This window comes from Deinococcus indicus, from assembly GCF_002198095.1.
GTDB classification, from domain to species: Bacteria; Deinococcota; Deinococci; order Deinococcales; family Deinococcaceae; genus Deinococcus; species Deinococcus caeni.
The window spans coordinates 60,946-85,688 of sequence record NZ_NHMK01000012.1; the positions used below are offsets into that span (position 1 = coordinate 60,946).

Sequence of the window (24,743 nt, forward strand, 5' to 3'; positions counted from 1 at the left end):
GATCGGTGGTGTTCCGATCTGTCGGCGAAACAGACGGAATCCGTATCAGCTGGTGAGCTGTTCGATGCGGGGAAGAACCACGGCGCCGTTCCAGTAGCCGCTGATGCGGTCGATGAGGGCTTTGAGGTCCTGGTAGGAGGAAGGTTTGACGGCGTAGCCGCTGGCGAAATTGTGGTAGGAGCGCTGGACGTCCTGAACGCCGGAGGAGGTGGACAGAACGAGGACGGGGATGCTGCGGTGGGTGTCGTGCGCCTTGGCGTGCTGGAGGAAGTCGTGACCGTTCATGACGGGCATGTTCAGGTCGAGGATGATCAGGTCAGGGCGGGGCACGGCAGGGCTGGAGAGGTAGTCGAGGGCTTCTTGTCCGTTGAGGACGTGGTGGATGTGGACGTCAGGGAAGGCTTCGAGGAAGATCTCGGTGAACAGCTCGGCGTCCGCGAATTCGTCGTCGACCAGAAGGAGGTGGAAGGGGCGATCGGGCATCCAAGAAGTGTACTGAAAAGGTGCCGGAAGAAAGACCGCTCAAGCGTCATGACCCCACGCCTAAAGGCGGGGGCTTGTGTCTGGACTCCACCGCAACTCGGCGTACCTCGACAGGCGAGCCGCTTTGGTTTCAGCGTCCGACACATCAGGGGCGCATGACAACCGCCCCGTGCTCATCCAGTCCTGCCGGACAAGCAATGCCCTGAGTCCCACATTCCTCGCCCCCACCAGATCCGCGTGCAACTGGTACCCGCACCGTTCACAGACGAACATCAACCCCTTCCGTGGGCGGTTGTCGCGGCTGCAATGCCCATACTTCGGGCAGGTCTGCGAGGTGTAGTGCGCGTCCACCTTCACCACCGTACTGCCCAGGAGCGGCGCCTTGTACGACAGGAACCCCAGCAACTCGGCGTAACTCCACTTCGCACGGCGACGATTGGCCTTGCGGGTCTGTTCGGAGCTGTTCGGGCGCGAGCGTCTTTCAGTACGGTCACGAACCCCGGTCAGTTCCTCGACGCCGATCAAGGCATGGGGGTAGGTCTTGAGGATGACAGAAGCGAGAGAAGAGTTGACGTCAGCAATGAACCGTCTTTCCCTTCCCGACAGCGCCACCAGACGGCGGACTGCGGAACGGGTGCCTTTCTGCTGAAGCGACTTGCGGGCCTTCTGGAAACGCTCCGCATGGCGGAGCGTTTCCTTCCCCGACTTGAAGAACGCTTTCCCTGAGAGATTCGATGCGACCGCGAAATACCGCATCCCCACGTCCACGCCCACCACCTGCTGATGTGTCACGGGTTCAGGGTCTGGAAGTTCGATCTCCAGCGGGACGAGCAGGAAGTACTGCTTCTTCCTCGTGTCATACCAGAGTTGTGCGGCGCCGATCCGGGCACCGTCGGCGATCCAGTCCAGATGCTTCCGGTAGCCCTCGTAAGGCAGCATCAGACGGCCCGCCAGCGTGGCAATGCTGACCTGCTGGCCTGTCTTGAAGGAGTAGTCGCGCCCGTACTGGTAGGACAGCGTGCGACTCACGAACTTCGGCGCGGTATCCAGTCCCTTGTAGCGGCGGGCTTTGGGGTTCACGGCCCGCTGTGCGGCGGCCTGTTTGACGCGGGTCCAGAGGGTCTTGTAGGTGGCTGCGACCTTCCGGGGGACCGAGCAGGCCATCTGAGCGCCGAGCCCGAAGCGTTCTCGGAGGGTGGTGTAGACCTCCTTCTGAATCTTGGCGGCGTTGGAGGTTTTGTTCATCTCGAACGCCTGGTGTGATGTGTCGTTCAGCGCGTCTCGGTAGGCCAGCGTCACCGCGTCCAGGGCAGCTTGTTGCTCCCTGGTGTGATGCAGCTTCAGCTTGGCGGTCAACGTGGCTTTCACGTAAAAAGACTAGACCCTTCTGGTATGAACAGCAAGGCCGCCTATGGGCGGCACTCCGGTTCCTCCCCATGCCTAAAGGCAATGGCCTACCCGGAGCTTCTCGGTGAACAAACACCCGCGCCAGACACCGGGAGCCTTGCGGATTTGTTTGGCTACTCCGAAGCTCGACTGACGAGCTGGTCGCGGCCACGGGCCTTCGCCAGATACATCCGCATGTCTGCCAGGGTAAGAAGCTCTTCTATGGCCACAGCTTCGTTCAGCGTCACCAGTCCGCCGCTCATTATTGATAACGGCGTAAATCCGTATCACGTCTGCTGACATGCAAGGCGTCCTGGCCAGCGTCCTTCCAACACAGGGGAGTGATAAGCAATGTCAACTGACGCCGGTATCAATAGAACGAAGGCCCAGGAGGCAGGAGCTTGAAATTCCCCGGTCTCATGGGCCTTGATGCGAAGTGATCCGGACTGCCTTTTGTTTCGCTGGCAATCCGGAACTTCACCGCTCCTGCCGGCTCCACGTCCGGAGGGGCGTTTCTCTCCTACTCGCATCCGCTCGGACCGGGCGGGCTTCGCAGCCCCTTCAATCGGAGTCCGTATGACTATGCCTCGCACGCCCAGCCTACCGCACAGCATCATCACCGCGCAGCTGAACCGAATCACCAGCCTCAGCGGTTTCGTTCCCTACAGCCCCCTGCGTAAAAGCGCCATCTCCAAAGAGATGGCACGGAATTCCTTCGAACCTGAAGGCAGGGGCACTGCCGTCCCTTTTGGTAGAGGGGAAAGGGAGGGCACCCGCGCTGGTGGACCCTCCCTCTCCCCGGCTACTCGCGTCCGTGTTCAGTCGGCGGCGTTCGCGGCCTGGGGCGCGCCCTTCACGAGGGGCAGGCCGTCGGCGCCGAGGGGCCTTTTCAGGATGCCCAGCATGACGGTGCTGACCACCGTGCCGGCCAGGATGGCGACCACGTACATGGGCAGGTTCGTCACGGCGTTCGGGATGAACAGTACGAAGATGCCGCCGTGCGGGGCGCGCAGCAGGCAGCCGGCGGCCATGCTGATCGCGCCGGCGGCGGCGCTGCCGGCGATCAGGGCCGGAATGACGCGCAGCGGGTCACGGGCCGCGAAGGGAATGGCGCCCTCGGTGATGAACGACACGCCCAGCACGCCGGCCGCCTTGCCGGCCTCGACCTCGTCTTTCGTGAAGCGGTTCTTGAAGATCAGCGTCGCCAGGAACAGTGCCAGGGGCGGGGTCATGCCGGCGGCCATGACGGCCGCGATGGGGCCGTACACCTTGGCGCCCAGCAGGCCGGTGCTGAAGGTGTACGCGGCCTTGTTGATGGGGCCGCCCATGTCGAAGGCCATCATGGCGCCCAGCAGCGCGCCCAGCAGGCCGGCGCTGGTGTTGCCCAGGCCCTGCAGCCAGGTGGTCAGGCCGGTCAGGGCAGCGGCGACGGGCTGGCCGATCACGAACATCATCAGCAGGCCCACGGCCAGGGTGCCCAGCAGCGGCAGCAGCAGCGTGGGTTTCAGGCCCTCGAGGGTGCGGGGCAGTTTGATGGAACGGGTCAGCCACAGCACGATGTACCCGGCCAGGAAGCCGGCGATGATGCCGCCCAGGAAGCCGCTGCCGGTCAGGCCGGCCAGGAAGCCGCCGATCATGCCGGGCGCCAGGCCGGGCCGGTCGGCGATCGAGAAGGCGATGTACCCGGCGAGGACCGGCACGAACAGCCCGAACGCGCCGTTCGCGCCGATCTTGAACAGGGTGTTGCCGAGCGTGCCGGCGTACTTGTCCTCGTAGATGAAGATGCCCTGATCCCCGAACTGGAACGAGCCGATGGCGAACGCCAGGGCGATCAGCAGACCGCCCGCGACCACGAAGGGCAGCATGTGCGATACGCCGGTCATCAGGTGCTTGTAGAAGGCGGGAACGCCCGCGTTCTTGCTGGCCTTCGCGGCGGCGGCCTGCGCGACGAAGTCGGGGCTGCCGGCGTCCGCGCCGCTGGCGGACGCGCCGTGCACGGTCGCCTGGGCGAGGGCGGTGGTGACGACGGCCGCGCCGTCACGGATGGCGGGTTTGGTGCCGGTCACGTACACGCGCTTGCCGGTAAAGCGGCTGAGGTCCACGTTCGTGTCGGCGGCGATGACGACCAGATCGGCGCGGGCGATGTCGTCGGGTGTCAGGGCGTTGCCGGCGCCGACGCTACCTTGCGTCTCGATCTTGACGGTGTGTCCGAGTTTTTTGGCGCCGCCTTCCAGACCTTCGGCGGCCATGAAGGTGTGCGCGATGCCGGTGGGGCAGGCGGTGATGCCGACCACGTGCAGCGGGCCGCCGGCAGAGGGGGCGGCAGCGGTGGGCGTGGGGGCGGGTGTGGCGGCGGGCGTGCCGGTGGTGGCGCGGGCAATCTGGGCGGCGGCGTCCGCGATGACCTCGCGGGTGCTGGCGCGGATGATGATCTTCCCGGCGAAGCGCGCCTCGTCGACGTTCACGTCGGCGGCGAGGATCACGGCGTCGGCGGCGGCGATCTCGGCGGCGCTCAGGGCGTCCTGCGTGCCGACGCTGCCCTGCGTTTCGACCCGCAGGGTGTGGCCGGCGGCCTGGGCGGCGCGGCGCAGCGCTTCGGCGGCCATGAAGGTGTGGGCGATGCCGGTGGGGCAGGCCGTGACTGCGACGATGTTAGCCATGGGGGAACTCCTGTGGGCGGAACGGGCGGGAAGGGGGCATCAGGCGGTCGTGACCTCGACCTGCGCGCTCAGGGCGTTCAGATCGGCGGGGGCGGGCAGGTGCGGGCCGAGGAGGGTGATGGTGCCGGCGCTGAAGGCCGTGGCGCGCCGCGCGGCGGCTGCCGGGTCCAGGCCGTCCAGGTGGGCGCTGATCAGGCCGGCGACCATGGCGTCACCGGCGCCGACGGTACTGACGACCGTGACGCGCGGCGGCCGGGCGAACACCGCCCCGGCGGCCGTGACGATCAGCGCGCCGCGTTCGCCCTGCGAGACGGCCACGGTCCGCGCGCCACGGTCGAGCAGCGTGCGGGCGGCGGCGAGGATCTCGGCGTCACCCGTCAGGGGTCGGCCCAGCGCGGTTTCCAGTTCGTGGATGTTGGGTTTGATCAGGTCCGGCAGGACCGGCGCGGCGAGCGCGGCGTTCAGGGCCGGGCCGCTGGTGTCGAGCGCGACGAACACACCGGCGCGGCGCAGTCCGGCGGTCAGGGTGGCGTAGTGGTCGGCGGGCACGCCGGGCGGGAGGCTGCCGGCGAGGACGACCACGTCGGCGTCGGCGCCCAGGCGGGTGAGGACCGCGTCCAGTTCGGCCAGGGTGGCCGGCGTGGCGCTCAGGCCCGGCAGGTTGAGGTCGGTGGTCTCCTGCGCCGCGCCGTCCACGAGTTTGATGCCCACGCGGGTCGCGCCGTTCACGCGCACGAAGGCGTCCGTGACGCCCTTGTCGCGCAGCAGGGCCTCGAAGGGCGCGGCGTTGTCGCGGCCGAGCAGGCCGGTGGCGGTGACGCCCAGCGTGTCCCCCTGCGCGGCCCGGCTCCAGTCCGCGAGGATGCTGGCGACGTTCACGCCCTTGCCTCCGGCGGTCTGGTGCAGGTCCTGCCCGGCGTTCACCTGTCCGCGCTGCCAGCCGTCCGCGCGGACGGTCAGGTCCAGGGCGGGGTTCAGCGTCAGGGTCACGACCCGGCCGGGGCGGGCGGTCATGCGCGGCCCTTCCCGGTCCCGGCGTGCACGAGGGCGCGCACGGCCTCGGCGTTCGGCTGCGCGAGCGCCTGGGCAGCCAGGGCGCGCAGGGCGGGCAGGTCGTGCTGGCGCAGCGCGGCCTTCACGGCTGGAATCTGCGGCGGGCTGACCGACAGTTCCCGCACGCCCAGTCCGGTCAGGATCAGCGCGCCGACCTCGTCCCCGGCGGCGCCGCCGCACACGCCGACCCACCGGCCGTGCGCCTCGGCGGCGTCCACGGTCAGCTTGATGAGTTGCAGCACGGCCGGGTGCATCGCGTCGGTCTGGCGGGCCAGTTGCGGGTGCAGGCGGTCCATGGCGAGGGTGTACTGGGTCAGGTCGTTCGTGCCGACGCTGAAGAAGTCCACCTCGGCGGCCAGCAGCGGCGCGAGCAGCGCGGCGGACGGCACCTCGATCATCACGCCGAGCGGGATGCGGCCCACGCCGAGTTCCTCGCGCACGCCGTCGAGCAGGGCGCGGGCGCGGCGGAAGTCCTCGAGGGTGCTGATCATGGGGAACATGACGTGCACGTTCGGGTGGTCCTTGGCCACGCGGGCGACGGCGCGCAGCTGCGGCATGAACAGGTCCGGGCGCTCGAAGCACAGGCGGATGCCGCGCAGACCCAGGAAGGAGTTGTCCTCGCGTTCCAGGCCCAGGTACGGCACTTCCTTGTCGCCGCCGATGTCGAGCGTGCGGATGATCAGGGGCCGGCCGTCCATGGCCTGCGCCATGGCGCGGTACTCGCGTTCCTGTTCGTCCTCGGTGGGCACGCTGTCGCGTTCCAGGAACAGGAACTCGGTGCGCATCAGGCCCACGCCCTGCGCGCCGGCGTCCAGCGCGGCGGGCGCGTCGGCGGCGCGGTTGATGTTCGCGGCGATCTCGACGGGCGCGCCGTCGCGGGTCGCGCCGGGCTGGTGTCGGGCCGCGCGGGCCTGCTCGCGTTCGGCGTTCAGGGCGGCCTGCCGGGCGCGGGCGGACTGGAGGTCCGTGTCGCTGGGGTTCAGGTACAGGCGGCCGGCGCTGCCGTCCAGGATGGCGGGCGTACCGTCGGGAACGTCCAGCAGGCCGGTGCCGGCGGCGACCACGGCGGGCAGGCCCAGGCCGCGCGCGATGATGGCGGTGTGGCTGGTCGGGCCGCCCTGCGCGGTCACGAAGCCCAGCAGGGCGTCCGGGCCGAGGCGGGCGGTGTCGCTGGGCGTCAGGTCCGGGGCGAGCAGGATGGCGGGGCCGCCCTCGTAGGCGCTCTCCTCGCCGAGGTTCAGCAGGCGGCGCAGCACACGGCGCTGCACGTCCCCGAGGTCCACGGCGCGCGCGGCGAGGGTGGGGTCGTCCAGGCGTTGCAGTTGCGAGACGCGGTCCTGCGTGACCTGCTGGTACGCCCAGGCGGCGCCGTGCCCGTCGAGGATCAGCGCGACGGTGTCCTGCACGATGCCCTCGTCGGACAGCAGCTCACGGTGCGCCTCGAAGATGGCGGCCTTGTCCGCGCCGTAGCGTTCGCGGGTGGCGGTGATGGTCTGGTCGAGTTCCCGTCCGGCCGCCGTGAGCGCCTGATCGAGTTGCGTGGCGGCGGCCAGGGGCTCGCCGGGCGTGTCCGTGACGGTCAGTTGCCGCGCGGCGTACTGGCGGGTCTCGCCGATCACCAGGCCGTCGGCGGCGGGGACACCCTCGATGGTCGCGCCGACCTGCGTGGGCTGCCAGTCGGGTTCGCGGCGCGCGGCGGGCGCGGCGACCGGGGCGCTCAGGTCGTCGCCCAGTCCGGCGCGGATGGCGTCGGTGACGGCGCGCAGGGCCTGTTCGCTGTCGGCGCTGACGGTGAAGGTCGCGCCGCGCGTCAGGCCCAGGCTGAGCAGTTCCATCAGGCGCAGGGCGTCAGCGCTGCGGTCGCCGTGCGTGAGGTGCACGCGGGCGCCCAGCCGGCGGACCAGGCTGGCCAGGGCGGTGCCGGGGCGGGCGTGCATGCCCAGCGGGTTGGGCAGCGTGACCTGCGCGCTGAACGGCAGGACGGACGCGGCGGGCTGGGTCGCGGTGGCGGCCGGGGCGGACTGGCCGGTCAGGGCGGCGCGCAGCTGGGCCGGGTCACGGGTGACGGACAGCCGCTCGACGAGGTCGTCGTCGGACAGGACGCGGGTCAGGCGGCGCAGGATATCGAGGTGTTCGTCGCTGGCGGCGGCGATGCCGATGACCAGCCGGACCTGCTCGCCGCCCTCGCCCCAGGTGACGCCCTGCGGGAGTTGCAGGACGGCCAGTCCGGTGCGGTGGATCAGGTGGCGGGTGTCGGGCGTGCCGTGCGGGATGGCGATTCCGCTGCCGAGGTAGGTGTTCGCCTGGGTCTCGCGGGTCAGCATGCCCTGCAGGTAGGCGGGGTCGGTGTAGCCGGCGCCGCTGAGGAGGGCGGCGACCTGGGTGATGGCGTCGTCCTTGCTGGTGGCCTGCGCGCCCAGCTGGATCAGCCTGTCGGGAAGTTCGGTCATGTGTCCTCCTTCGGGTCGGGCCGCCTGCAGCGCGGCCACACTCAAGTTCTGGTGATTCCTGACGAATCATGATTAATTTTGAGCAATTCAGAGCATACGACCCGGCCGACCCGGCGGACAAGTGGCCTGCACCACCATTGCCCAGACAGCCCGCAGACCCCGACCACCACGCATCCCGCTGCCCCCACCCGCCAGACGCCCGCTCACGCAGCCCTGAACAGAACTGCTCAGAGCTGCGCTACAGTGGTCCCAGATGAACGCACCACTCGCGGAGGACCGCCTCCAGCGCATCCTGAACCTGCTCGCCCGGCACGGCAGCCTGCGCACCACCGCCCTGACCGAGGCCCTCGGGGTCAGCGGCGCCACCACCCGCCGCGACCTCGACACCCTCGAGCGGCGCGGCCTGATCCGCAAGATGCACGGCGGCGCCGCCCTCGCCAGCCAGGACCAGGGCTACCAGGACCGCGCCGCCCTCCACCAGGGCCGCAAGACCGACCTCGCCCAGACCGCACTGGGCCTGATCCGCCCCGGCCAGACCGTGTACCTCGACGCCGGCACCACCGCCCGCAGCGTCGCGCAGGCCCTGCGCCGCACGCCCGAACTGACCCGCACACTGCGCGTCGTCACGCACGGCATCGACGTGGCCTACGAACTGAACGGCGAATGCCCGCTGTACGTCGTGGGCGGCGAGGTATACGGCAGCACCTTCAGCCTGACCGGACCCGACGCGCTGGACACCGTCCGCCGCTACCGCTACGACCTGTTCCTGGTCGGCTGCACCAGCATCGACCCCACGCGCGGCCCCACCAACAGCAACCTGATCGAGGCGCAGCAGAAGGCCGCCATCATCGCGCAGTCCACCCGCACCGCCCTGATCGCCGACAGCAGCAAGTGGGGACCGCCCGGTTTCGCCACCTTCGCCCGCTTCGACCAGCTACGCGACTGGGTGACCGACCACGCGCCCGCCGACGCCCGCGCGGCCTTCGAGGCGCACGGCGTGCAGGTCCACCAGCCCCAGCTCCGGTAGACCGCCCTGGCCTCATGCGGACGGTCCCTGATGAGGCCAGCCGCTAGCGGACCTGCGTGCGGAAGCACACGCTGCCGCCCGCACCCGCCGCGAGGTCCGTGGTGTATGTCAGGCCCCCGGCGCTCAGGCTGGCCGCGTCGGCGTCGGCGGCGGCCGTCAGGTCCGTGCCAGCGGGCGTGAACTCGCCCGCCTGCACCTGCTGCGCGGAGAGACGCACGCCCAGCGGCGCGCCCGCCGGGGCCGGCGAGGTGCCGTACGCGCCCGGCAACGCCAGCGAGTTCGCGGGAATCGTGTCGCGCAGCGCGAAATTCGCGGCGACGAACCCGCCCTCGTTCCGGAAGGCGATGCAGTACTCCAGCGTATCGCCCGGCTGCCCGCCGCCCTGCGTGCCGAACGGCGTGCCGCGCGTGACGTTCCGCACCCATTTCTGGAGCGGCACGCGCGGCGGCGTGAACACCGTCACGTCCTCAGCCGCGCTGCCCTGCGGGTCGAAGGTCGCCGTGGCCGTCCCGGCCGCCGACGTGCGCGCCGGGTCGAGGTAACTGGCCTGCGCGGCGTTCTGGTACGTGGCGGGATCCGGCGCGGCGAGCGTCACGTCGAAGGTGACGCTGACGGCCGCCCCGGCCGGCAGGGTGAACGTCCCCCAGGCCGGGGCGGCGCTGCCGGGCGCCGGGTCCGTGACGGCCGTGCGGGTCGCGCCGCCGCCCAGCGTGATCGCCTGCGTCCGCGCGAACGTGAAGCGGGCCGGGAGGGCCGGGTCCTGCACGGTCACGTCGGTCGCCTCGCTGCGCCCGGCGGCGTTGCTGACCGTGATGGTGTACGTGGCGGCCGTGCTGGTCGTGAACCGGGTGGGGGTCGCGGTGGTCTTGGTGACGGTCAGCGCGGGCGTACACAGGCCCGGCAGCGGGGCCGCAGCGTTGTCGTAGACGATCTCCCCTGTGCCGCCGGCACCTGCCTGCGCGCCATACGGATTGGTGATGCCCGCTACGGGTTCGTTCAACCCCGGATTGCCCCCTGCCACGTCGGCACTGCCCACCCTGACCCCCTGGGCCAGCAGGACCGCGCCGCCACCGCCCCCAGCGCCAGAACCCTGCGTTTCACTGCCGCGCAGCGGCAATCCCGACTTGCCACCTGCGCCGCCCCTGACCTCCGCCGTGACGCCCGCCAGCACACCGGCGGTCGTGACCACCGCGACCGTGCCGCCGGCCCCGCCCCCGCCGGCCGCGTCCCGACCGGCCGGTTCGCCGTTCTGACCGTTGGAGCGCAGCACGCCGTTGCCCGTCACTCGCCCCGCGCGGATGAAGATCACGCCGCCCCCTGTCCCGCCGCTGCTTTGCGCGGTACTCGGTGCGTCGGCGGCGTTGTTGCTGTCGCCCGCGCCGCCTCCACCGCCCGCGAACAGACGCGTGGCGTCCGGCGCGAGGCCCTGCCCGCCCAGTCCGCCCACCTCGCGCGACCCGTCACCCTGGCAGGCGTAATAGGTGGTCGCGCCGGACGTCAGGGTGCGGCAGGCAGCCTTCACGTTCGCGGCCAGCGCGTCGTACTGCGCCTGCGTGCGGTACACGCCGTAACTCCAGCCGCCGGTGCCGCCCGTCCCGACGTTCCCGCCGCCACCGCCGCCCGCGTTGTGCTGGGTGCCGCCGCCGCCCGCGTTGCCGGGCGCGCCGCGCGCGACGGTCAGGCCGCCGGGATAGCCCAGGTCACCGGCCGCCAGTCCGGACGGCGTGCCGGTGTACCCGCCGGTCACGGTCGCGCCGCGCACCAGGGTGGGCGTCCCGGCGTGCCCTTCGCCCTTCATGGCGCCGCGCGAGGTGATCGTGGTGTAGGCACCCGCATAATCCTGAGCGTTGGCACCACTGATGACGCCCCCCACGAACGAGCCGCCGCCCCGGAATCCGGCGGCGCTGGCGTCCACGGTCGCCCCGCCCATGTTGAGGGTGCCGGCCACGTCGAACACGACGACGCCGCCCGTCTCGCCGTTCCAGACGGGCGGGCGGACCGTGCCGCTCAGGGTCAGCGCGGAGTGCTGCGGCACCCGCAACACCTGAAAGGAGCGGCGCGCGGCGCTGGCGGTGGCGGGACCGGACTCGTAGGTGTAACGCAGCGGGTCGCGCAGCGTCACGACCGCGCCGCTGACGGCCGTCACGACCCCGAACTCGTAGCGGCCAGCGCCGCGCAGGTCAGTCACGCCCCGGCCCGTGCTGCCGTTGCCGTACGCGACCGAGTTGGAGTTGTTCAGCACGCCGTCCTGCATCTGGATGACGAAGACCAGGTCACCCGGCGTGAGGGGCGCGGTCGCGGCGTCGGCGCCGCTGCGCAGCGTGCCCAGGTTCAGGGTGCGGCCCGCCGCGCTGGCGGTGCCGCTGCCGGGGTAGTAGGTGTTGCGCACGTAGGTGGGTCCGTCGCGGCCCGGCAGGGCGCAGGCGGCGCTCTGCGCGGCGGCCAGGGACGGCAGCAACACTCCGCAGAGGGCAGCGGTCAGCAGGGCGAGGCGGGCGGGGCGCATAAACACAGTATGTCTCGGGGTTCTGACAACCGCCTTGCTTAAGACCGGCCGGCGCGGGCCTGTTCCTGCGCCGGACACACCCTGCAGGCCTTCACAGACCAGAGGCAATTCCCGTACAGTGAAATTCAAGTTCATCAACTGAAAAACCTGCCGCGCCCGAGGAGACTCCCATGACCCAGTCCACGACACAGCCGACCCCCCTGACCGACCTGCCCGCCGGCATGACCATCACCGCGCCCGTCACTGGCGCGCAGCGCGAGATCCTGACCCCCGAGGCGCTGGCGTTCGTGGCCGACCTGCACCGCCGCTTCGAGGGCCGCCGCCAGGAACTGATGGCCGCGCGCGAGGCCCGCCAGGAACGCCTGGACGCCGGGGAACGCCCGGACTTCCTGCCGGAGACCGCGCACGTCCGTGAAGGCGACTGGCGGATCGCGCCGCTGCCCGCCGACCTGCGCGACCGCCGGGTGGAGATCACCGGCCCGGTGGACCGCAAGATGATCATCAACGCGCTGAACAGCGGCGCGCGGGTGTTCATGGCCGACTTCGAGGACGCCTCCTCGCCCACCTGGGAGAACTGCGTGGACGGCCAGATCAACCTGCGCGACGCCGTGCGCCGCACCATCCGCCTCGAAACGAACGGCAAGACGTACCAGCTGAACGAGAAGACGGCGGTGCTGCTCGTCCGCCCGCGCGGCTGGCACCTGCCGGAAAAGCACGTCCAGGTGGACGGTCAGACCGTGTTCGGGGCGTTGTTCGACTTCGGGCTGTACGCCTTCCACAACGCGGCGGAACTGCTCGCGCGCGGCTCCGGGCCGTACTTCTACCTGCCCAAGATGGAATCGCACCTCGAGGCGCGGCTGTGGAACGACGTGTTCACGCACGCCGAGGCCACACTCGGCCTGGATCACGGTGTCATGAAGGGCACGGTGCTGATCGAGACGATCCTCGCGGCCTTCGAGATGGACGAGATCCTGTACGAGTTGCGTGACCACTCGGCCGGACTGAACTGCGGCCGCTGGGACTACATCTTCAGTTACATCAAGAAGCTGCGTAACCAGCCGGGGCACGTGCTGCCGGACCGCGCGAAGGTCACGATGGCCGTACCCATGATGCAGGCGTACAGCCGCCTCGCCATCCGGACCTGCCACCGGCGCGGCGCGCCCGCCATCGGCGGCATGAGCGCCTTCATCCCGGTCAAGGGCGACGAGGCAAAGAACGCCGCCGCCTTCGAGCAGGTCCGCCTCGACAAGGAACGCGAGGCGACGAACGGGCACGACGGCACCTGGGTCGCGCACCCGGGCATGGTGGCCCTGGCGACCGAGGTGTTCGACCGCCTGATGCCCGAACCCAACCAGATCGGCAGCGACAAGCAGATGGACCTGACCGTCACCGCCGACGACCTGCTGACCCCCCCGGACGGCACGGTGACCGAGGCCGGCGTGCGCGTGAACATGAACGTGGGCATCCAGTACCTCGCGGCGTGGCTGCGCGGGTCGGGCGCCGTGCCCATCCACAACCTGATGGAGGACGCCGCGACCGCCGAGATCAGCCGCGCGCAGCTGTGGCAGTGGCGCGCGCAGGGCGTCACCCTGGACGACGGACGCACCCTGACCCCGGACCTGTTCGACGCGCTGTACGACGAGGAAAGCAGCAAGCTGGGAGCGGACTTCGCAGACGCCGCGCGCCTGTTCCGCCAGACCGCCACGCAGTCCCCGCTGATGGACTTCCTGACCCTGCCCGGCTACGAGGCGCTGGCCTGAGACGGATTCCACTCTGCGGAGCAGCCCTACGAGTCGCATCCGCCCGGACCCGGCGGGCGTTGCAGTCCCTTCAACCGGAGTCCGTATGAGCAGCGAGGAACCGCGCGCCCGCGCGGGCCGGGCGCGCGGCGCGGAAGCGCCCGGCAGCGTCCGCACCCTGGAACGCGGGCTGGGCGTGCTGTGGGCGCTCGCCGGGCTGCGCGAGGCGACACTGTCGCAGGTGGCGCGCGCCGCCGGCCTGTCCCCCAGCACCGCCTCGCGGCTGCTGGAGACGCTGCGGCAGCAGGGCTTCGCGGACTGGGACGAGGTGTCCGGACTGTACCGGGTGGGCCTGCGCGCCTATCAGGTGGGCATGGCCTTCGACGCCGCGCAGGCGCTGACCGGCGCGGCGGCGGCCGAGATGCGCGCCCTGGTCGCCCAACTGGGCGAGAGCGTGAACCTCGCGGTGCTGCGCCCGCACGGCGAGACGGGCCTGGAAGCCGCGTACGTGTATCAGGTGGAGGGTCCGCAACTGGTGCGGATGTTCACGCGGGTCGGGGCGGGCGCGCCGCTGCACGCCTCGGGCGTGGGCAAGGTGCTGCTGGCCCCGCGCGACCCGGCCGAGGTGCGCGCCGCGCTGGAGACCGCGCCCCTGGTACCGTTCACGCCGCATACCCTGACCACACCGGCCGCCGTGCTGGACGCCCTGGCCCGCGTGCGCGAGCAGGGCTACGCGCTGGACGATCAGGAACGCGAACTCGGCGTGCGCTGCGTGGCCGTCCCGGTCCGCGGCGCGGACGGCGGGGTCGCGGCGGCCCTGAGCGTCTCGGCGCCCACGTCCCGCCTGACGCCCGCCGACGTGCCGCGCTTCCTGGCGGCGGCGCAGGGGGCGGCCGCGCGGATCGGGGCGCGGCTGGGCTGGACAGGTTGAGTGGGCTGGACGGGTGGCGCCCGATCCACGGCGCGCGGCCTATGCTGCGGCGCATGGCGATTCCTTCCACCGGCGGGCGCGCATGAGCGCCGCGCCTCTCCTCTCTCCCGCCGCCCGCGCCCTGGCCGAACGGCTGCACGTGGCCCTGGCCGACCGCTGCGCCCAGCTGGACGGCCCCGGCCTGGCCCACACCGCGCCGGCTGTCCCCGAATTCCTGCCGGAGTACCGCGCCGCGCCCGTGCCCGCCGACCTGCGGCCGGGCCGGGCGGAACTGATCGTGGAGGCCAGCGACCTGCACGCCCTGCGCGCCGCCCTGACCAGCGGGGCGAACGCGGTCGTGATCGACTTCGACGACACTTTCTCGCCCACCCGCGCGAACGTGGCGGCGGCGTACGGGGCGCTGCCGGAGTGGCTGGCGGCCCCAGTGCCACTGCTGGCCCGGCCACGGGCGCTGTACGCGCTGGAGGCGCACGAACCTTTCGGTGGGCAGCCGGGCCGGGCGGCGCTGTGCGACCTCGCCGCGCTTCTCACCGCAGGAGCAGGGCTGACGGCCGGGGCGGGCCGCGCACCTCACCTGTACCTGCCGAAACTGGAGTCCGTGGCGCAGGCGCAGGTCTGGGCCGACGCGCTGGCGCTGGCCGAAGGGCACCTGGGCCTGGGGCGCGGCACGCTGCGCGTCTGCCTGCAGATCGAGACGTTCCCTGGCCTGCTGGCCGCCGACGCGCTGCTGTTCACGCTGCGTGACTGGGCGTTCGGGCTGAACGCCGGGCGCTGGGACTACGTGTTCAGCCTCGTGAAGACGGTGGGCGCGGATCTGGGCCGCCCGGTTCCGCCACGCGCAGGCCTGGGCATGGATCTGGACGCCATGCAAGCCTACGCGCAGGCGCTGGTGGACGTGTGCCGGGCGCGCGGGGCGCAGGCGGTGGGCGGCACGGCGGCCGTCGCCCCGGACTCCAGCGACCCGCAGCCCGCGCTGGCTGCCGTGCGGGCCGACAAGGCCCGTGAGGCCGCGCAGGGCTTCCAGGGTGCCTGGGCGGGCCTGCCGGAACTGCTGGACGCCGTGCGGGAGGGTCTGCGCGCCCCGGCGGCCGCTTCAGATGTGGCTCCCGTCACGAGCGCGCGCCTGCTGGACCTCCCCCACCCTGGCCCGCTCGACGGGGCCGAGGTGCTGGACACGGCAGGTCTCGCGCTGGACGTGTTCCGCGCGTGGCTGGCCGGACAGGGCGTCGTGACGCGCGGGGGGCGCATCGAGGACACCGCCACGGCGGAACTCGCGCGCGCGCTGCTGTGGCAGTGGGTGACGGTCCGCGCGCCCCTCGGCGGGGGCGGTACCCTCACGCCCGACACCTACCGGGCGCTGCGCCGCCGCCTCGCTCCGGATGACGCGCCCGAGGCGCAGTTGCTCGACCACCTCGTCCTGAGCGCCGCGCCGCCCGCGTACTTACCGGCCGAGGCGGCGCGGTTGAACCTCACCGACCCACCTGAAAGGATGCCGCATGACTGAAATCGACCCCATCGCCGGGCTGGCCGCCCACGCCCGCGCCGCCTGCCTGGACCTCGCGCGCCTGACCGAGGTGCCGGGCGAGATCACCCGCACGTTCCTGAGCCCCCCCACGCGGGACGTGACCGCGTACCTGAGCGCCTGGGCCCACGAACTGGGCCTGAGCGTGCGCGTGGACGCCGCCGGGAACCTCCGCGCGCGCCGCGAGGGACCCTCACCGGACGCGCCGACCCTGTACCTGGGCTCGCACGTGGACACCGTCCCGAACGCCGGGGCGTTCGACGGTGTGCTGGGCGTCACGCTGGCCTTCGCGGTCGCGGCGGCGCTGCGGGACACGCCGCTGCCGTTCGCGCTGGAACTGCTGGCGTTCAGCGAGGAGGAAGGCGTGCGCTTCGGCGTGCCGTTCATCGGGAGCCGCGCCCTGACCGGCACGCTGGACCCGCTGCTGACCCTGGAGGACGCGCGCGGCGTGAGCGTGCGCGGCGCCCTGGAAGCGTACGGGCTGGACCCGGCCGAGCTGCCCGGCGCGCGGGTGAACGGTCAGAGCGTGGGCTTCCTGGAATTCCACATCGAGCAGGGACCGGTGCTGCAGGCGGCGGGGGCCAGCGTGGGCGTCGTGAGCGCCATCGCCGGGCAGGACCGGCTACTGCTGGACTTCGCGGGGCAGGCGTCGCACGCCGGGACCACACCCATGGCCCACCGCCGGGACGCGCTGGCCGCCGCGGCGCGCTTCGCGGTGGCCGCCGAGGACCTCGCGCGCGCCACGCCGGGTCTGGTCGCCACGGTCGGCGTGATGACCGCCCGGCCCGGCGCGATCAACGTGATTCCCGGCGAGGCGCACTGCACGCTGGATATCCGCCACGAGCATGACCTGGTGCGCGCCGGGGCTCTGGACACGCTGCTGGCGGATGCCCGGCGCTTTGCCGGGGAACGCGGCGTGACCCTGACCGTCACGCACAAGATGGCGCAGCCCGCCGTCCCGATGGACCCGGCCTTCCGGGGCGGCCTGCGCCGCGCCGCCGCGCGGGTCGGCCAGCTCGCCCCCGACCTCGTGAGCGGGGCCGGGCACGACGCCATGATCCTGGCGGACGTGATGCCCGCCGCGATGCTGTTCCTGCGCTCCCCGAACGCCCTGAGCCACCACCCGGACGAGATGGCCGAACCCGCTGACGTGGAGGCGGCCCTGCGCTTGGGCGTGGCGTTCGTGCAGGACCTCGCCGCGCAGGGAACGCGCTGATGGCGCTGGACCTGCTGATCCGGGGCGGCACGCTGGTCACGCCGCACGGCCCCCTCCAGGCGGACCTGGGCGTGGAGGACGGGCAGATCGTCAGCCTCGCGCTGGACGTGTTCGCGCCCGCACGCACCGAGATCGACGCGACGGGCCTGCACGTCTTTCCCGGCGTGGTGGACGCCCACGTGCACCTGAACGAACCGGGCCGCACCCACTGGGAAGGCTTCGACACCGGCACGCAGGCTCTCGCGGCGGGCGGCGCGACCAGCCTGCTGGACATGCCGCTGAACTCCAGCCCGCCGCTGCTGAACCGCGCGGCCTTCGACGCGAAACGCGCGGCGGGCGAGACCCACTCCCGGCTGGACTTCGGGCTGTGGGGCGGCCTGACGCCTTTGAACCTGAGCGAACTGGACGACCTCGCCGCCTGCGGCGTGATCGGGTTCAAGGCCTTCATGAGCCACAGCGGCCTGGATGAATTTCCGGCCGCCGACGACGCCACGCTGTTCGACGGTCTGCGCGCCGCGCGGCGCCTGGGACTGGTCGTCGCCACGCACGCCGAGAGCGACGGCTTCACGCGCACGCTGTCGCAGGTAGCCCGCGCGCACGGGCGGCTGGGCGTGCGCGACTACCTGGACTCCCGCCCGCCCGTCACGGAGGCCGAGGCGGTGGGCCGCGCGATCCTGTTCGCCGAGGAAACCGGCGCGGCCCTGCACCTCGTGCACCTCAGCACCGCGCGCAGCGTCGCCCTGGCTGCCGAGGCCCGCGCGCGCGGCGTGGACGTCACCGCCGAGACCTGCCCCCACTACCTCCACTGGACCGCGGAGGACGTCGAACGGGTCGGGGCACTCCTCAAGTGCGCGCCGCCCATCCGGGACGCCGGCACCCGCGAGGCCCTCTGGGCGGCGCTGAAAGCCGGGCGGATCGACACAGTCGGCAGTGACCACTCGCCCGCCCCGCACGAGCTGAAGACCGGGGACGACTTCTTCGCCATCTGGGGCGGCATCAGCGGCGCGCAGTCCACCCTGAACGTCCTGCTGGACGGCGGGTACCGGGCGCGGGGCCTGCCGCTGGAACTGATCGCGGCCGTCAGTGCCCTGAATCCCGCGCGGCGCTTCCGCCTGGGCGGCAAGGGGCAGCTGGAGGTCGGCCTGGACGCCGACTTCGCACTGGTCGACCTGAACGAGACCTTCCAGCTCACCGAACTGTTCGACCGCCACCAGGGCAACCCCTACCGCGGCCAGACCTTCCAGGGCCGCGTGCAGGCCACGTACCTGCGCGGCCAGCGCGTGTTCGCGCAGACGCCCACCGGCGCGCAGTTCAGCGACACCGTGCGCGGGCAGCTGCTGACGCCCGGCATTCATCCCACAGGAGAGGCATGAAACACCTTGGTTCCACCCGTTCCGTGTTGCGTGAGGCGCACGCGGTCATCACGCCCGAAACCTTCGTCCGCACGGGACTGGCCGAGTGGCCGGGCAGCGCGGTCGTTCTGCACATCGCGCCCGTGATGGGTCTGGGCGCGCGGTTCGTGCAGTTCACGGCCGAGATGCCCGCCGGGGCGCAGGCGCGCGAGTCGGCGCACGGGTATCAGCGTTTCGTGTTCGTGCTGAGCGGCGAGGTGGACGTGCAGGTAGAGGGCGGCGAGGCCCGCACGCTGCGCGAATCGGATCACGTGTTCTTCCCGGCGGGCGCAGTGCACACCCTGACGGCGCGGGAGGCCGCGCGACTGGCGGTGTTCGAGAAGCCGTACGAGGCGGCGCCGGGCGTGGACGCCCCCCCGGTCTGCTGGGGGAACGAGCGGGAGAATCCAGGCGCGCCGTTCGAGGGCGATGAAGGGCTGATCGCCCGCAAGTTGCTGCCGGACGACCCGCGCTTCGATTTCATGATGAGCACCATGAGTTTCGCGCCAGGCGCGACCCTGCCGTACCCGGAGATTCATTACATGGAGCACGGCCTGTTGATGCTGGAAGGCGAGGGCCTGTACAAACTCCAGGAGGCGTACTACCCCGTCCAGAGCGGCGACGTGATCTGGATGGGCGCCCACTGCCCGCAGTGGTACGGCGCGCTGGGGAAAGTGTGGAGCAAGTACCTGCTGTTCAAGGACATGAACCGCCACCCGCTGACCGTCCTGCCCGGAGGAACCCGATGAGCCGACGCACCCTGCCCCTGACCGACCATTACGACGTGAAACGCGGCGAGGACGGCCACCGCCGCCTGCACCCGCTGGTGCGCGGCTTTCCGCTGCTGCGTTACCCGCTGCTGAACAAGGGCACGGCCTTCACCGAGGAGGAGCGCGTGGCGCTGGGCCTGGACGGGCTGCTCGCGCCGCAGGTGGACACCCTGGAGGCGCTGGTGGAGCGGCAGTACGCCGAGTACCGCCTGATCGCGGACCCGCTGGACCGGCACGTATTCCTGCGGAACCTGCAGGACCGCAACGAGGTGCTGTTCTACGCGCTGCTGTCCGCGCACGTCGAGGAGATGCTGCCCGTCGTGTACACGCCCACCGTGGGGCTGGCCGTGCAGAAGTTCAGTCAGATCTACCGCTACCCGCGCGGCCTGACGCTCAGCACCCGCAACATCGACCGGGCCGCGCAGGCGCTGGCGAACGTGCCGCTGAACGACGTGCGGATCATCGTGGCGACCGACTCCAGCGCGATTCTGGGCATCGGAGATCAGGGGTTCGGGGGCATGGCGATCAGCATCGGGAAACTCTCGCTGTACACCGTCGCGGGCGGCGTCGGGCCGGACAAGACCCTGCCGGTCGAACTGGACGTCGGCACCGGCCGGGCCGACCTGCGAGAGGACCCCGCGTACCTGGGCGTGAAACACGACCGCCTGAGCGGCCACGAGTACCTGGGATTCATCGACCGCTTCGTGGAAGCCACGCTGGAACGCTACCCGAAGGCGATCATCCAGTGGGAGGACTTCAGCAAGGACGCCGCCTTCACGGTCCTGCACCGCTACCGGCGGGTCGTGCCGAGCTTCAACGACGACATCCAGGGCACCGGCGCGGTCGTCCTGGCGGGCGTCCTGAACGCCTGCCGACTCAAGGGCGAGGCGCTGAAGGATCAGGTCGTGGTCGTCCACGGCGCCGGCGCGGGCGGCGCGGGCGTGGCCGCCGCCATCCGCGAGGGCATGCGCCGCGAGGGCCTGAGCGATGAACAGATCGCCGCGCGGGTGTTCGTGCTCGACTCACGCGGACTGCTCACCGACGACCGCCCCATGGAGGACTACAAGAAGTCCCTCGCCACGCCACGCGCCCTCACAGACGGCTGGGCCGGACTGGACCTCGAAAACGTCATCCGTGAGGGGAAAGCCACCGTGCTGCTGGGCCTCAGCGGACAGGCCGGCATCTTCAGCGAGGCCGTCGTGCGCGCCGCGCACACCAACACGCCCCGCCCGCTGGTGTTCCCGCTCAGCAATCCCACCGCCTTCGCCGAGGCGTTGCCGGCCGACATTCTCGCCTGGACGGACGGCCAGGCCATCGTCGCCACCGGCAGCCCCTTCGACCCGGTCACGCACGCGGGCGTCACGCACGAGATCGGGCAGGGCAACAACGCCTTCATCTTCCCCGGCCTGGGCTTCGGCGCCGTCCTCGCCCGCGTCCGCGAGATCACCGACCCCATGGTCACCGCCGCCGCGTACGCCCTCGCCGACTACACCCAGACGCACTGGCCCCACCGCACCTACCCGCCCGTCGCCGAACTGAGCCACGCCAGCATCCACGTCGCCGTGGCCGTCATCCGGCAGGCCATCACCGACGGCGTCGCCACCGAATTCAACCTCCGCGACCTGAACGACACCGAACTGCTCACCCTCGTGAAACGCAAATTCTGGCAACCCACGTACCTGCCGTTCCGCACGGACAGCTGATGGCTGATGGCTGATGGGCGGCCCCACGCGAGTGGGGCCGCCCATCGGTGATTCGGAGGTCAGGCGGTCAGGACCTGTTCGATGCGCTCCAGTGCCCAGTCGAGGTCCTCGCGGGTGGTGACCAGGGGCGGGGCGAGGCGCATGGTGGTCTCGTGGGTTTCCTTGCACAGCACGCCCAGGTCGCGCAGCGCCTCGCAGTACGGGCGGGCCGGGACGTGCAGTTCCACGCCGATCAGCAGGCCCCGGCCGCGCACTTCCCGCACCAGGGGGCTGTTCATGGCGCGCAGGCGGCCGCGCAGGTACTCGCCGAGTTCCTCGGCGCGGGCGGGCAGGCCCTCGTCTTCCAGGACTTCCAGGCTGGCCTGCGCGACGGCGGCGGCCAGCGGGTTGCCGCCGAAGGTGCTGCCGTGGTCGCCGGGCCGGAACAGGTCCATCAGGGCGCGGCTGGACAGCACGGCGCTGACCGGGTACACGCCGCCGCCGAGCGCCTTGCCCAGGATGACCATGTCCGGGCGGGCGTTCTCGTGGTCCACGGCCAGCCAGCGGCCGGTGCGGCCCAGGCCGGTCTGAATCTCGTCGGCGATCATCAGGACGCCGTGGCGGTCGCACACGTCACGCAGGGCGGTCAGGAAACCGTCGGGCGGCACGATCACGCCCGCCTCGCCCTGAATGGGTTCGAACAGCACGCCCGCCGTGTTCGGCGTGATGGCGGCCTCGATGGCGGCGGCGTCGCCGTACGGGACGCGCACGAAGCCAGGCGTCAGGGGGCCGAAGGCGTTCTTGTACTGGCCCTCGCTGCTGAAGCTGACCAGGGTGGTGGTGCGGCCGTGGAAGTTGCCGTCCATGACGATGATCTCGGCCTGGTCGTGCGGGACGCCCCGGACCTCGTACGCCCACTTGCGCGCGAGTTTGATGGCCGTCTCGACCGCCTCGGCGCCGGTGTTCATGGGAATCACGGCCTCGAAGTTCAGGAGCCGGGTGACGGTCTCGTAGAACGCGGCGAGGCGGTCGTTGCGGAACGCGCGGGAGGTCAGCGTGACCTGCTGCGCCTGCTCGGTCAGCGCGCCGATGATGCGCGGGTGGCAGTGGCCCTGGTTCACGGCGCTGTACGCCGAGAGGCAGTCGAGGTAGCGGCGGCCGTCGGTGTCCCACACCCAGGCGCCCTGCGCGCGGTGGATGACCACGTCGAGCGGCTTGTAGTTGTGGGCGCCGAGGGCGTCCTCGCGGCGGAGCAGGTCGGCGGCGCCGGGGGTCAGGCGGGTGGGTTCGAGGGTGCTGGTCATGGGGTTCTCCTGGGTCGGGGCGCGGGCGGCAGGCGCGGCGCTCCTTGAAAGCAGTGCGGGGGGGGGCAGAACAGAGTGTTCCCAGACTACCCGCCCGGCTGGTTGCCCGGAAGTGCCAGAATTAGCCCGAACCGACCAGCCAGATGGTCCCGACCGCCCGCGCACTTGAGGCGGCCGGCTCCACTGGGAAACCGGCCGCTTCGTGTGCGCTGGGTCGCCGCTGCGTTCAGTGGTCCAGGATCTTGCTCAGGAAGGTCCGCGCCCGTTCGTGCTGCGGGTTCTGGTAGAAGTTCTCGGGCGTGGTGTCCTCCACGATGTTCCCGCCGTCGAAGAACAGGATGCGGTCGGCGACCTCGCGGGCGAAGCCCATCTCGTGCGTGACGACCAGCATGGTCATGCCGCTGCGCGCGAGTTCCTTCATGACGTCCAGCACTTCCTTGATCATCTCGGGGTCCAGGGCGCTGGTGGGTTCGTCGAACAGCATGACCTTGGGTTCCATCGCCAGGGCCCGCGCGATCGCCACGCGCTGCTGCTGCCCGCCGGACAGCTGCGCCGGGTACTTGCTGGCCTGCTCCTCGATGCCGACGCGGCGCAGCAGTTCCAGGCCGCGTTTCTCGGCGTCGGCGCGGCTGGCCTTGCGCACCCGGATGGGCGCCAGGGTGATGTTCTCCAGGACGGTCAGGTGCGGGAACAGGTTGAAGGACTGGAAGACCATTCCCACCTCGCGGCGGATGGCGTCCAGGTTCCCCTTGCCGTTCAGCGGAATGCCGTCCACGGTGATGGACCCGGCGTCGTGGGGGTCCAGGGCGTTCAGGGTACGGATGAAGGTGCTCTTGCCGCTGCCGCTCGGGCCGATGATCACGACGACCTCGCCGGGCTGCACGGTCAGGTTCACGCCGCGCAGGGCGTGGAAGGAACCGAAGTGCTTGTGAACGTCGTGGGCCTCGATAATCGCCGTCATGGGGGCTCCTTTGGTCATCAGCGCGACACCACCTTGAGGCGGCGCTCGAGCTGGTCGGTGAACAGGGTCATCACGGTCGTCAGGGTCAGGTACACGGCGGCGACGGTCGTGAGAACCGGGATGGGCAGGAACGTCTCACTGCTGACGCGCGAACCGGCCAGCGTGAGTTCCAGCAGCGAGATGGAACTCGCCAGCGAGGAGTCCTTGAGCAGCGCGACCATGTTGTTCACCAGGGGCGGCGTGACGATCCGCAGCGCCTGCGGCATGACGACCGTGACCATGGTCTGCGTGCCGCTCAGGCCCAGCGAGCGCGCCGCCTCGTTCTGCCCGCGCGGCACGGCCTGCAGTCCGGCGCGGATCACCTCGGCGTTGTACGCGCCGACGTTCAGGGCCAGCGCCAGCACCGCCGACGAGAACTCGTTCAGCTGGACGTTCAGGCCCACGGATTCCAGGATGGCGGGCAGGGCGTTGTACACGAACAGCAGCTGCACCAGCAGCGGCGTGCCGCGGATCACCCAGATGAACAGCGAGGCGGGAACGCGCAGCAGCCACAGGTGCGAGGTGCGGGCCAGTCCGACGAGCGCGCCGACGCCCAGCCCGAACGCGCCGGAGATCAGCGTGAGCAGCAGCGTGGTCCGGGCGCCCTCCACGAACAGGTCGGCGCGCGGTCCAATCGGGTCGGGCATCTGTCCCAGCACGAAACTGATCAGCCAGAACAGCGCGTAGAAGGCGGCGACGGCCCCCACGACCCACGCGGCGGTGGTCAGCAGCGGGTGCCGGGGCGCGGCGGATTTCAGCGACACCGGACGTCCTGCCCGAAGTGGCTCCTGGAGATCTTCGCGTACGTGCCGTTGGCCTGCACGGTCTTCAGGCTGGCGTTCACGGCGCCCAGCAGGGTCTTGTTGCCCTTGGCGACCGCCATGCCGAGTTTCTCCTGGAACAGCATCTCACCCTGCTGGAGTTTCTTGCCGTTCAGTTTCAGCGCCTCGAGGCTGTAGAACTTCTCGTTCACCATGGCGTCCACGCGGCCGCTCATCAGGGCCTGCAGGGCGCCGGAGTTGTTGGGGAACAGGCGCAGGTTGCGGTCGCCCGTGACCTTCTTGATCTGGTCGACGTAGGTGGTGCCGACCTGCGTGGAGACGGTCTTGCCTTTCAGATCGGCGGCGGTTTTCGGGCCGCCGGGCCGGCTGAGGATCACGCCGCCGCTGCAGTAGTGCGGCAGGCTGAAGTCCACGGCCCGCGCGCGTTCCGGCGTGATGCCGTGCGAGGAGATCACGAGGTCGAAGCGGTTCTGGTTCAAACCGATCAGCAGGTTGTCGAAGGGCTGGTTGATCCATTCGGCCTTCACGCCCATCTGCTTTGCGATGGCGTTGCCGAGGTCGTACTCGAAGCCTTTCATGGTGTTGCCCTCGAAGTACGTGAACGGTTTGAATTCGGCGTTCGTGCCGATCTTGAGGGTGCCGGACGCCTTGATCTCGGCCAGCGTGCGCGCCTGCGCGGAGGTCAGGGTGGCCGCGCCGAGCAGCGCCCCCAGGCTCAGGGTCAGGCGGGTCAGGTGCAGGCGGGTCAGGGGCTGTCGGGTCGTGGTGTGGGTCATGAAGTCTCCAGTGTGGCGGCGGAAGCTGGGTTCCGGGTGAAAACCGGCGGGTGAAGGCGGGCCGG

General features: G+C 71.0%; 18 protein-coding genes. 8 read left to right on the plus strand and 10 right to left on the minus strand.

Annotation, left to right across the window (positions count from 1 at the left end):
• Positions 1–45 precede the first annotated feature (45 nt).
• From CBQ26_RS10005 to ptsP, 5 genes are all read right to left on the minus strand, one after another.
• Positions 46–483, minus strand: coding sequence for a response regulator (locus tag CBQ26_RS10005; protein ID WP_088248498.1), 438 nt, complete (start codon positions 481–483; stop codon positions 46–48).
• A 60-nt stretch (positions 484–543) separates the two neighbouring features.
• Complete coding sequence (locus CBQ26_RS10010; RefSeq protein ID WP_088248499.1) at positions 544–1,851, minus strand: RNA-guided endonuclease InsQ/TnpB family protein; 1,308 nt, start codon at positions 1,849–1,851, stop codon at positions 544–546.
• A gap of 836 nt (positions 1,852–2,687) precedes the next feature.
• Positions 2,688–4,529: a PTS fructose-like transporter subunit IIB gene (locus CBQ26_RS10015; protein WP_088248500.1), complete on the minus strand. Its 1,842-nt coding sequence runs from the start codon at positions 4,527–4,529 to the stop codon at positions 2,688–2,690.
• 39 nt (positions 4,530–4,568) lie between these two features.
• The gene (gene pfkB / locus CBQ26_RS10020) at positions 4,569–5,543 is read right to left on the minus strand and encodes a 1-phosphofructokinase (RefSeq protein WP_088248501.1); all 975 of its coding nucleotides are present in this window, start codon (positions 5,541–5,543) and stop codon (positions 4,569–4,571) included.
• On the minus strand, positions 5,540–8,032 hold the full coding sequence (ptsP, locus tag CBQ26_RS10025) for a phosphoenolpyruvate--protein phosphotransferase (protein WP_088248564.1): 2,493 nt from the start codon (positions 8,030–8,032) through the stop codon (positions 5,540–5,542). Before ptsP ends, pfkB begins: the two co-directional genes overlap by 4 nt.
• 253 nt (positions 8,033–8,285) lie before the next feature.
• On the opposite strand from ptsP, the gene CBQ26_RS10030 reads away from it, so the two are divergent.
• Positions 8,286–9,059 (plus strand): DeoR/GlpR family DNA-binding transcription regulator, encoded by a 774-nt coding sequence (locus CBQ26_RS10030; protein WP_088248502.1) that lies wholly within the window; start codon positions 8,286–8,288, stop codon positions 9,057–9,059.
• Positions 9,060–9,102: 43 nt separating this feature from the next.
• On the opposite strand, the gene CBQ26_RS10035 is transcribed toward CBQ26_RS10030, so the two are convergent.
• A complete protein-coding gene (locus tag CBQ26_RS10035) occupies positions 9,103–11,565 on the minus strand; it encodes a DUF11 domain-containing protein (RefSeq protein WP_088248503.1) in 2,463 nt (820 codons plus the stop codon).
• 170 nt (positions 11,566–11,735) lie between these two features.
• Here CBQ26_RS10035 and aceB point away from each other — a divergent pair, with 170 nt between their 5' ends.
• The 7 genes from aceB to CBQ26_RS10070 all read left to right on the plus strand — a co-directional run bounded on the left by aceB (position 11,736) and on the right by CBQ26_RS10070 (position 20,837).
• Positions 11,736–13,325 (plus strand): malate synthase A, encoded by a 1,590-nt coding sequence (aceB, locus tag CBQ26_RS10040; RefSeq protein WP_088248504.1) that lies wholly within the window; start codon positions 11,736–11,738, stop codon positions 13,323–13,325.
• 85 nt (positions 13,326–13,410) lie between these two features.
• Positions 13,411–14,235, plus strand: a complete 825-nt coding sequence (locus tag CBQ26_RS10045) for an IclR family transcriptional regulator (RefSeq protein WP_088248505.1) — start codon at positions 13,411–13,413, stop codon at positions 14,233–14,235.
• An 82-nt stretch (positions 14,236–14,317) separates the two neighbouring features.
• On the plus strand, positions 14,318–15,739 hold the full coding sequence (locus CBQ26_RS10050; protein ID WP_088248506.1) for an aldolase/citrate lyase/malate synthase family protein: 1,422 nt from the start codon (positions 14,318–14,320) through the stop codon (positions 15,737–15,739).
• Positions 15,732–16,973, plus strand: a complete 1,242-nt coding sequence (locus tag CBQ26_RS10055) for an allantoate amidohydrolase (protein ID WP_088248507.1) — start codon at positions 15,732–15,734, stop codon at positions 16,971–16,973. The genes CBQ26_RS10050 and CBQ26_RS10055 overlap by 8 nt, the downstream gene beginning before the upstream one ends.
• The gene (locus CBQ26_RS10060) at positions 16,973–18,346 is read left to right on the plus strand and encodes an allantoinase (protein WP_088248508.1); all 1,374 of its coding nucleotides are present in this window, start codon (positions 16,973–16,975) and stop codon (positions 18,344–18,346) included. Before CBQ26_RS10055 ends, CBQ26_RS10060 begins: the two co-directional genes overlap by 1 nt.
• Positions 18,343–19,113: a (S)-ureidoglycine aminohydrolase gene (allE, locus tag CBQ26_RS10065; RefSeq protein ID WP_088248509.1), complete on the plus strand. Its 771-nt coding sequence runs from the start codon at positions 18,343–18,345 to the stop codon at positions 19,111–19,113. Before CBQ26_RS10060 ends, allE begins: the two co-directional genes overlap by 4 nt.
• Positions 19,110–20,837 carry an NAD-dependent malic enzyme gene (locus tag CBQ26_RS10070; protein WP_088248510.1) on the plus strand — a complete coding sequence of 576 codons (1,728 nt, stop codon included), beginning with the start codon at positions 19,110–19,112 and terminating at the stop codon, positions 20,835–20,837. Before allE ends, CBQ26_RS10070 begins: the two co-directional genes overlap by 4 nt.
• A gap of 59 nt (positions 20,838–20,896) precedes the next feature.
• Here CBQ26_RS10070 and rocD read toward each other — a convergent pair whose 3' ends face one another.
• The 4 genes from rocD to CBQ26_RS10090 all read right to left on the minus strand — a co-directional run bounded on the left by rocD (position 20,897) and on the right by CBQ26_RS10090 (position 24,678).
• A complete protein-coding gene (gene rocD, locus CBQ26_RS10075; RefSeq protein ID WP_088248511.1) occupies positions 20,897–22,120 on the minus strand; it encodes an ornithine--oxo-acid transaminase in 1,224 nt (407 codons plus the stop codon).
• 226 nt (positions 22,121–22,346) lie between these two features.
• Positions 22,347–23,099 (minus strand): amino acid ABC transporter ATP-binding protein, encoded by a 753-nt coding sequence (locus CBQ26_RS10080; RefSeq protein WP_088248512.1) that lies wholly within the window; start codon positions 23,097–23,099, stop codon positions 22,347–22,349.
• Positions 23,099–23,884, minus strand: a complete 786-nt coding sequence (locus CBQ26_RS10085; RefSeq protein WP_229844188.1) for an amino acid ABC transporter permease — start codon at positions 23,882–23,884, stop codon at positions 23,099–23,101. Before CBQ26_RS10085 ends, CBQ26_RS10080 begins: the two co-directional genes overlap by 1 nt.
• Positions 23,875–24,678: an ABC transporter substrate-binding protein gene (locus CBQ26_RS10090; protein ID WP_088248513.1), complete on the minus strand. Its 804-nt coding sequence runs from the start codon at positions 24,676–24,678 to the stop codon at positions 23,875–23,877. Before CBQ26_RS10090 ends, CBQ26_RS10085 begins: the two co-directional genes overlap by 10 nt.
• Between the last annotated feature and the right edge of the window lie 65 nt (positions 24,679–24,743).

What these genes read in the sequence shown, in the direction of transcription:
- CBQ26_RS10005 (WP_088248498.1), bottom strand. Translation starts at nt 483, where the DNA reads ATGCCCGATCGCCCCTTCCACCTCCTTCTGGTCGACGACGAATTCGCG.
- CBQ26_RS10015 (WP_088248500.1), bottom strand. Translation starts at nt 4,529, where the DNA reads ATGGCTAACATCGTCGCAGTCACGGCCTGCCCCACCGGCATCGCCCAC.
- pfkB (WP_088248501.1), bottom strand. Translation starts at nt 5,543, where the DNA reads ATGACCGCCCGCCCCGGCCGGGTCGTGACCCTGACGCTGAACCCCGCC.
- ptsP (WP_088248564.1), bottom strand. Translation starts at nt 8,032, where the DNA reads ATGACCGAACTTCCCGACAGGCTGATCCAGCTGGGCGCGCAGGCCACC.
- CBQ26_RS10030 (WP_088248502.1), top strand. Translation starts at nt 8,286, where the DNA reads ATGAACGCACCACTCGCGGAGGACCGCCTCCAGCGCATCCTGAACCTG.
- CBQ26_RS10035 (WP_088248503.1), bottom strand. Translation starts at nt 11,565, where the DNA reads ATGCGCCCCGCCCGCCTCGCCCTGCTGACCGCTGCCCTCTGCGGAGTG.
- aceB (WP_088248504.1), top strand. Translation starts at nt 11,736, where the DNA reads ATGACCCAGTCCACGACACAGCCGACCCCCCTGACCGACCTGCCCGCC.
- CBQ26_RS10045 (WP_088248505.1), top strand. Translation starts at nt 13,411, where the DNA reads ATGAGCAGCGAGGAACCGCGCGCCCGCGCGGGCCGGGCGCGCGGCGCG.
- CBQ26_RS10050 (WP_088248506.1), top strand. Translation starts at nt 14,318, where the DNA reads ATGAGCGCCGCGCCTCTCCTCTCTCCCGCCGCCCGCGCCCTGGCCGAA.
- CBQ26_RS10055 (WP_088248507.1), top strand. Translation starts at nt 15,732, where the DNA reads ATGACTGAAATCGACCCCATCGCCGGGCTGGCCGCCCACGCCCGCGCC.
- CBQ26_RS10060 (WP_088248508.1), top strand. Translation starts at nt 16,973, where the DNA reads ATGGCGCTGGACCTGCTGATCCGGGGCGGCACGCTGGTCACGCCGCAC.
- allE (WP_088248509.1), top strand. Translation starts at nt 18,343, where the DNA reads ATGAAACACCTTGGTTCCACCCGTTCCGTGTTGCGTGAGGCGCACGCG.
- CBQ26_RS10070 (WP_088248510.1), top strand. Translation starts at nt 19,110, where the DNA reads ATGAGCCGACGCACCCTGCCCCTGACCGACCATTACGACGTGAAACGC.
- rocD (WP_088248511.1), bottom strand. Translation starts at nt 22,120, where the DNA reads ATGACCAGCACCCTCGAACCCACCCGCCTGACCCCCGGCGCCGCCGAC.
- CBQ26_RS10080 (WP_088248512.1), bottom strand. Translation starts at nt 23,099, where the DNA reads ATGACCAAAGGAGCCCCCATGACGGCGATTATCGAGGCCCACGACGTT.
- CBQ26_RS10090 (WP_088248513.1), bottom strand. Translation starts at nt 24,678, where the DNA reads ATGACCCACACCACGACCCGACAGCCCCTGACCCGCCTGCACCTGACC.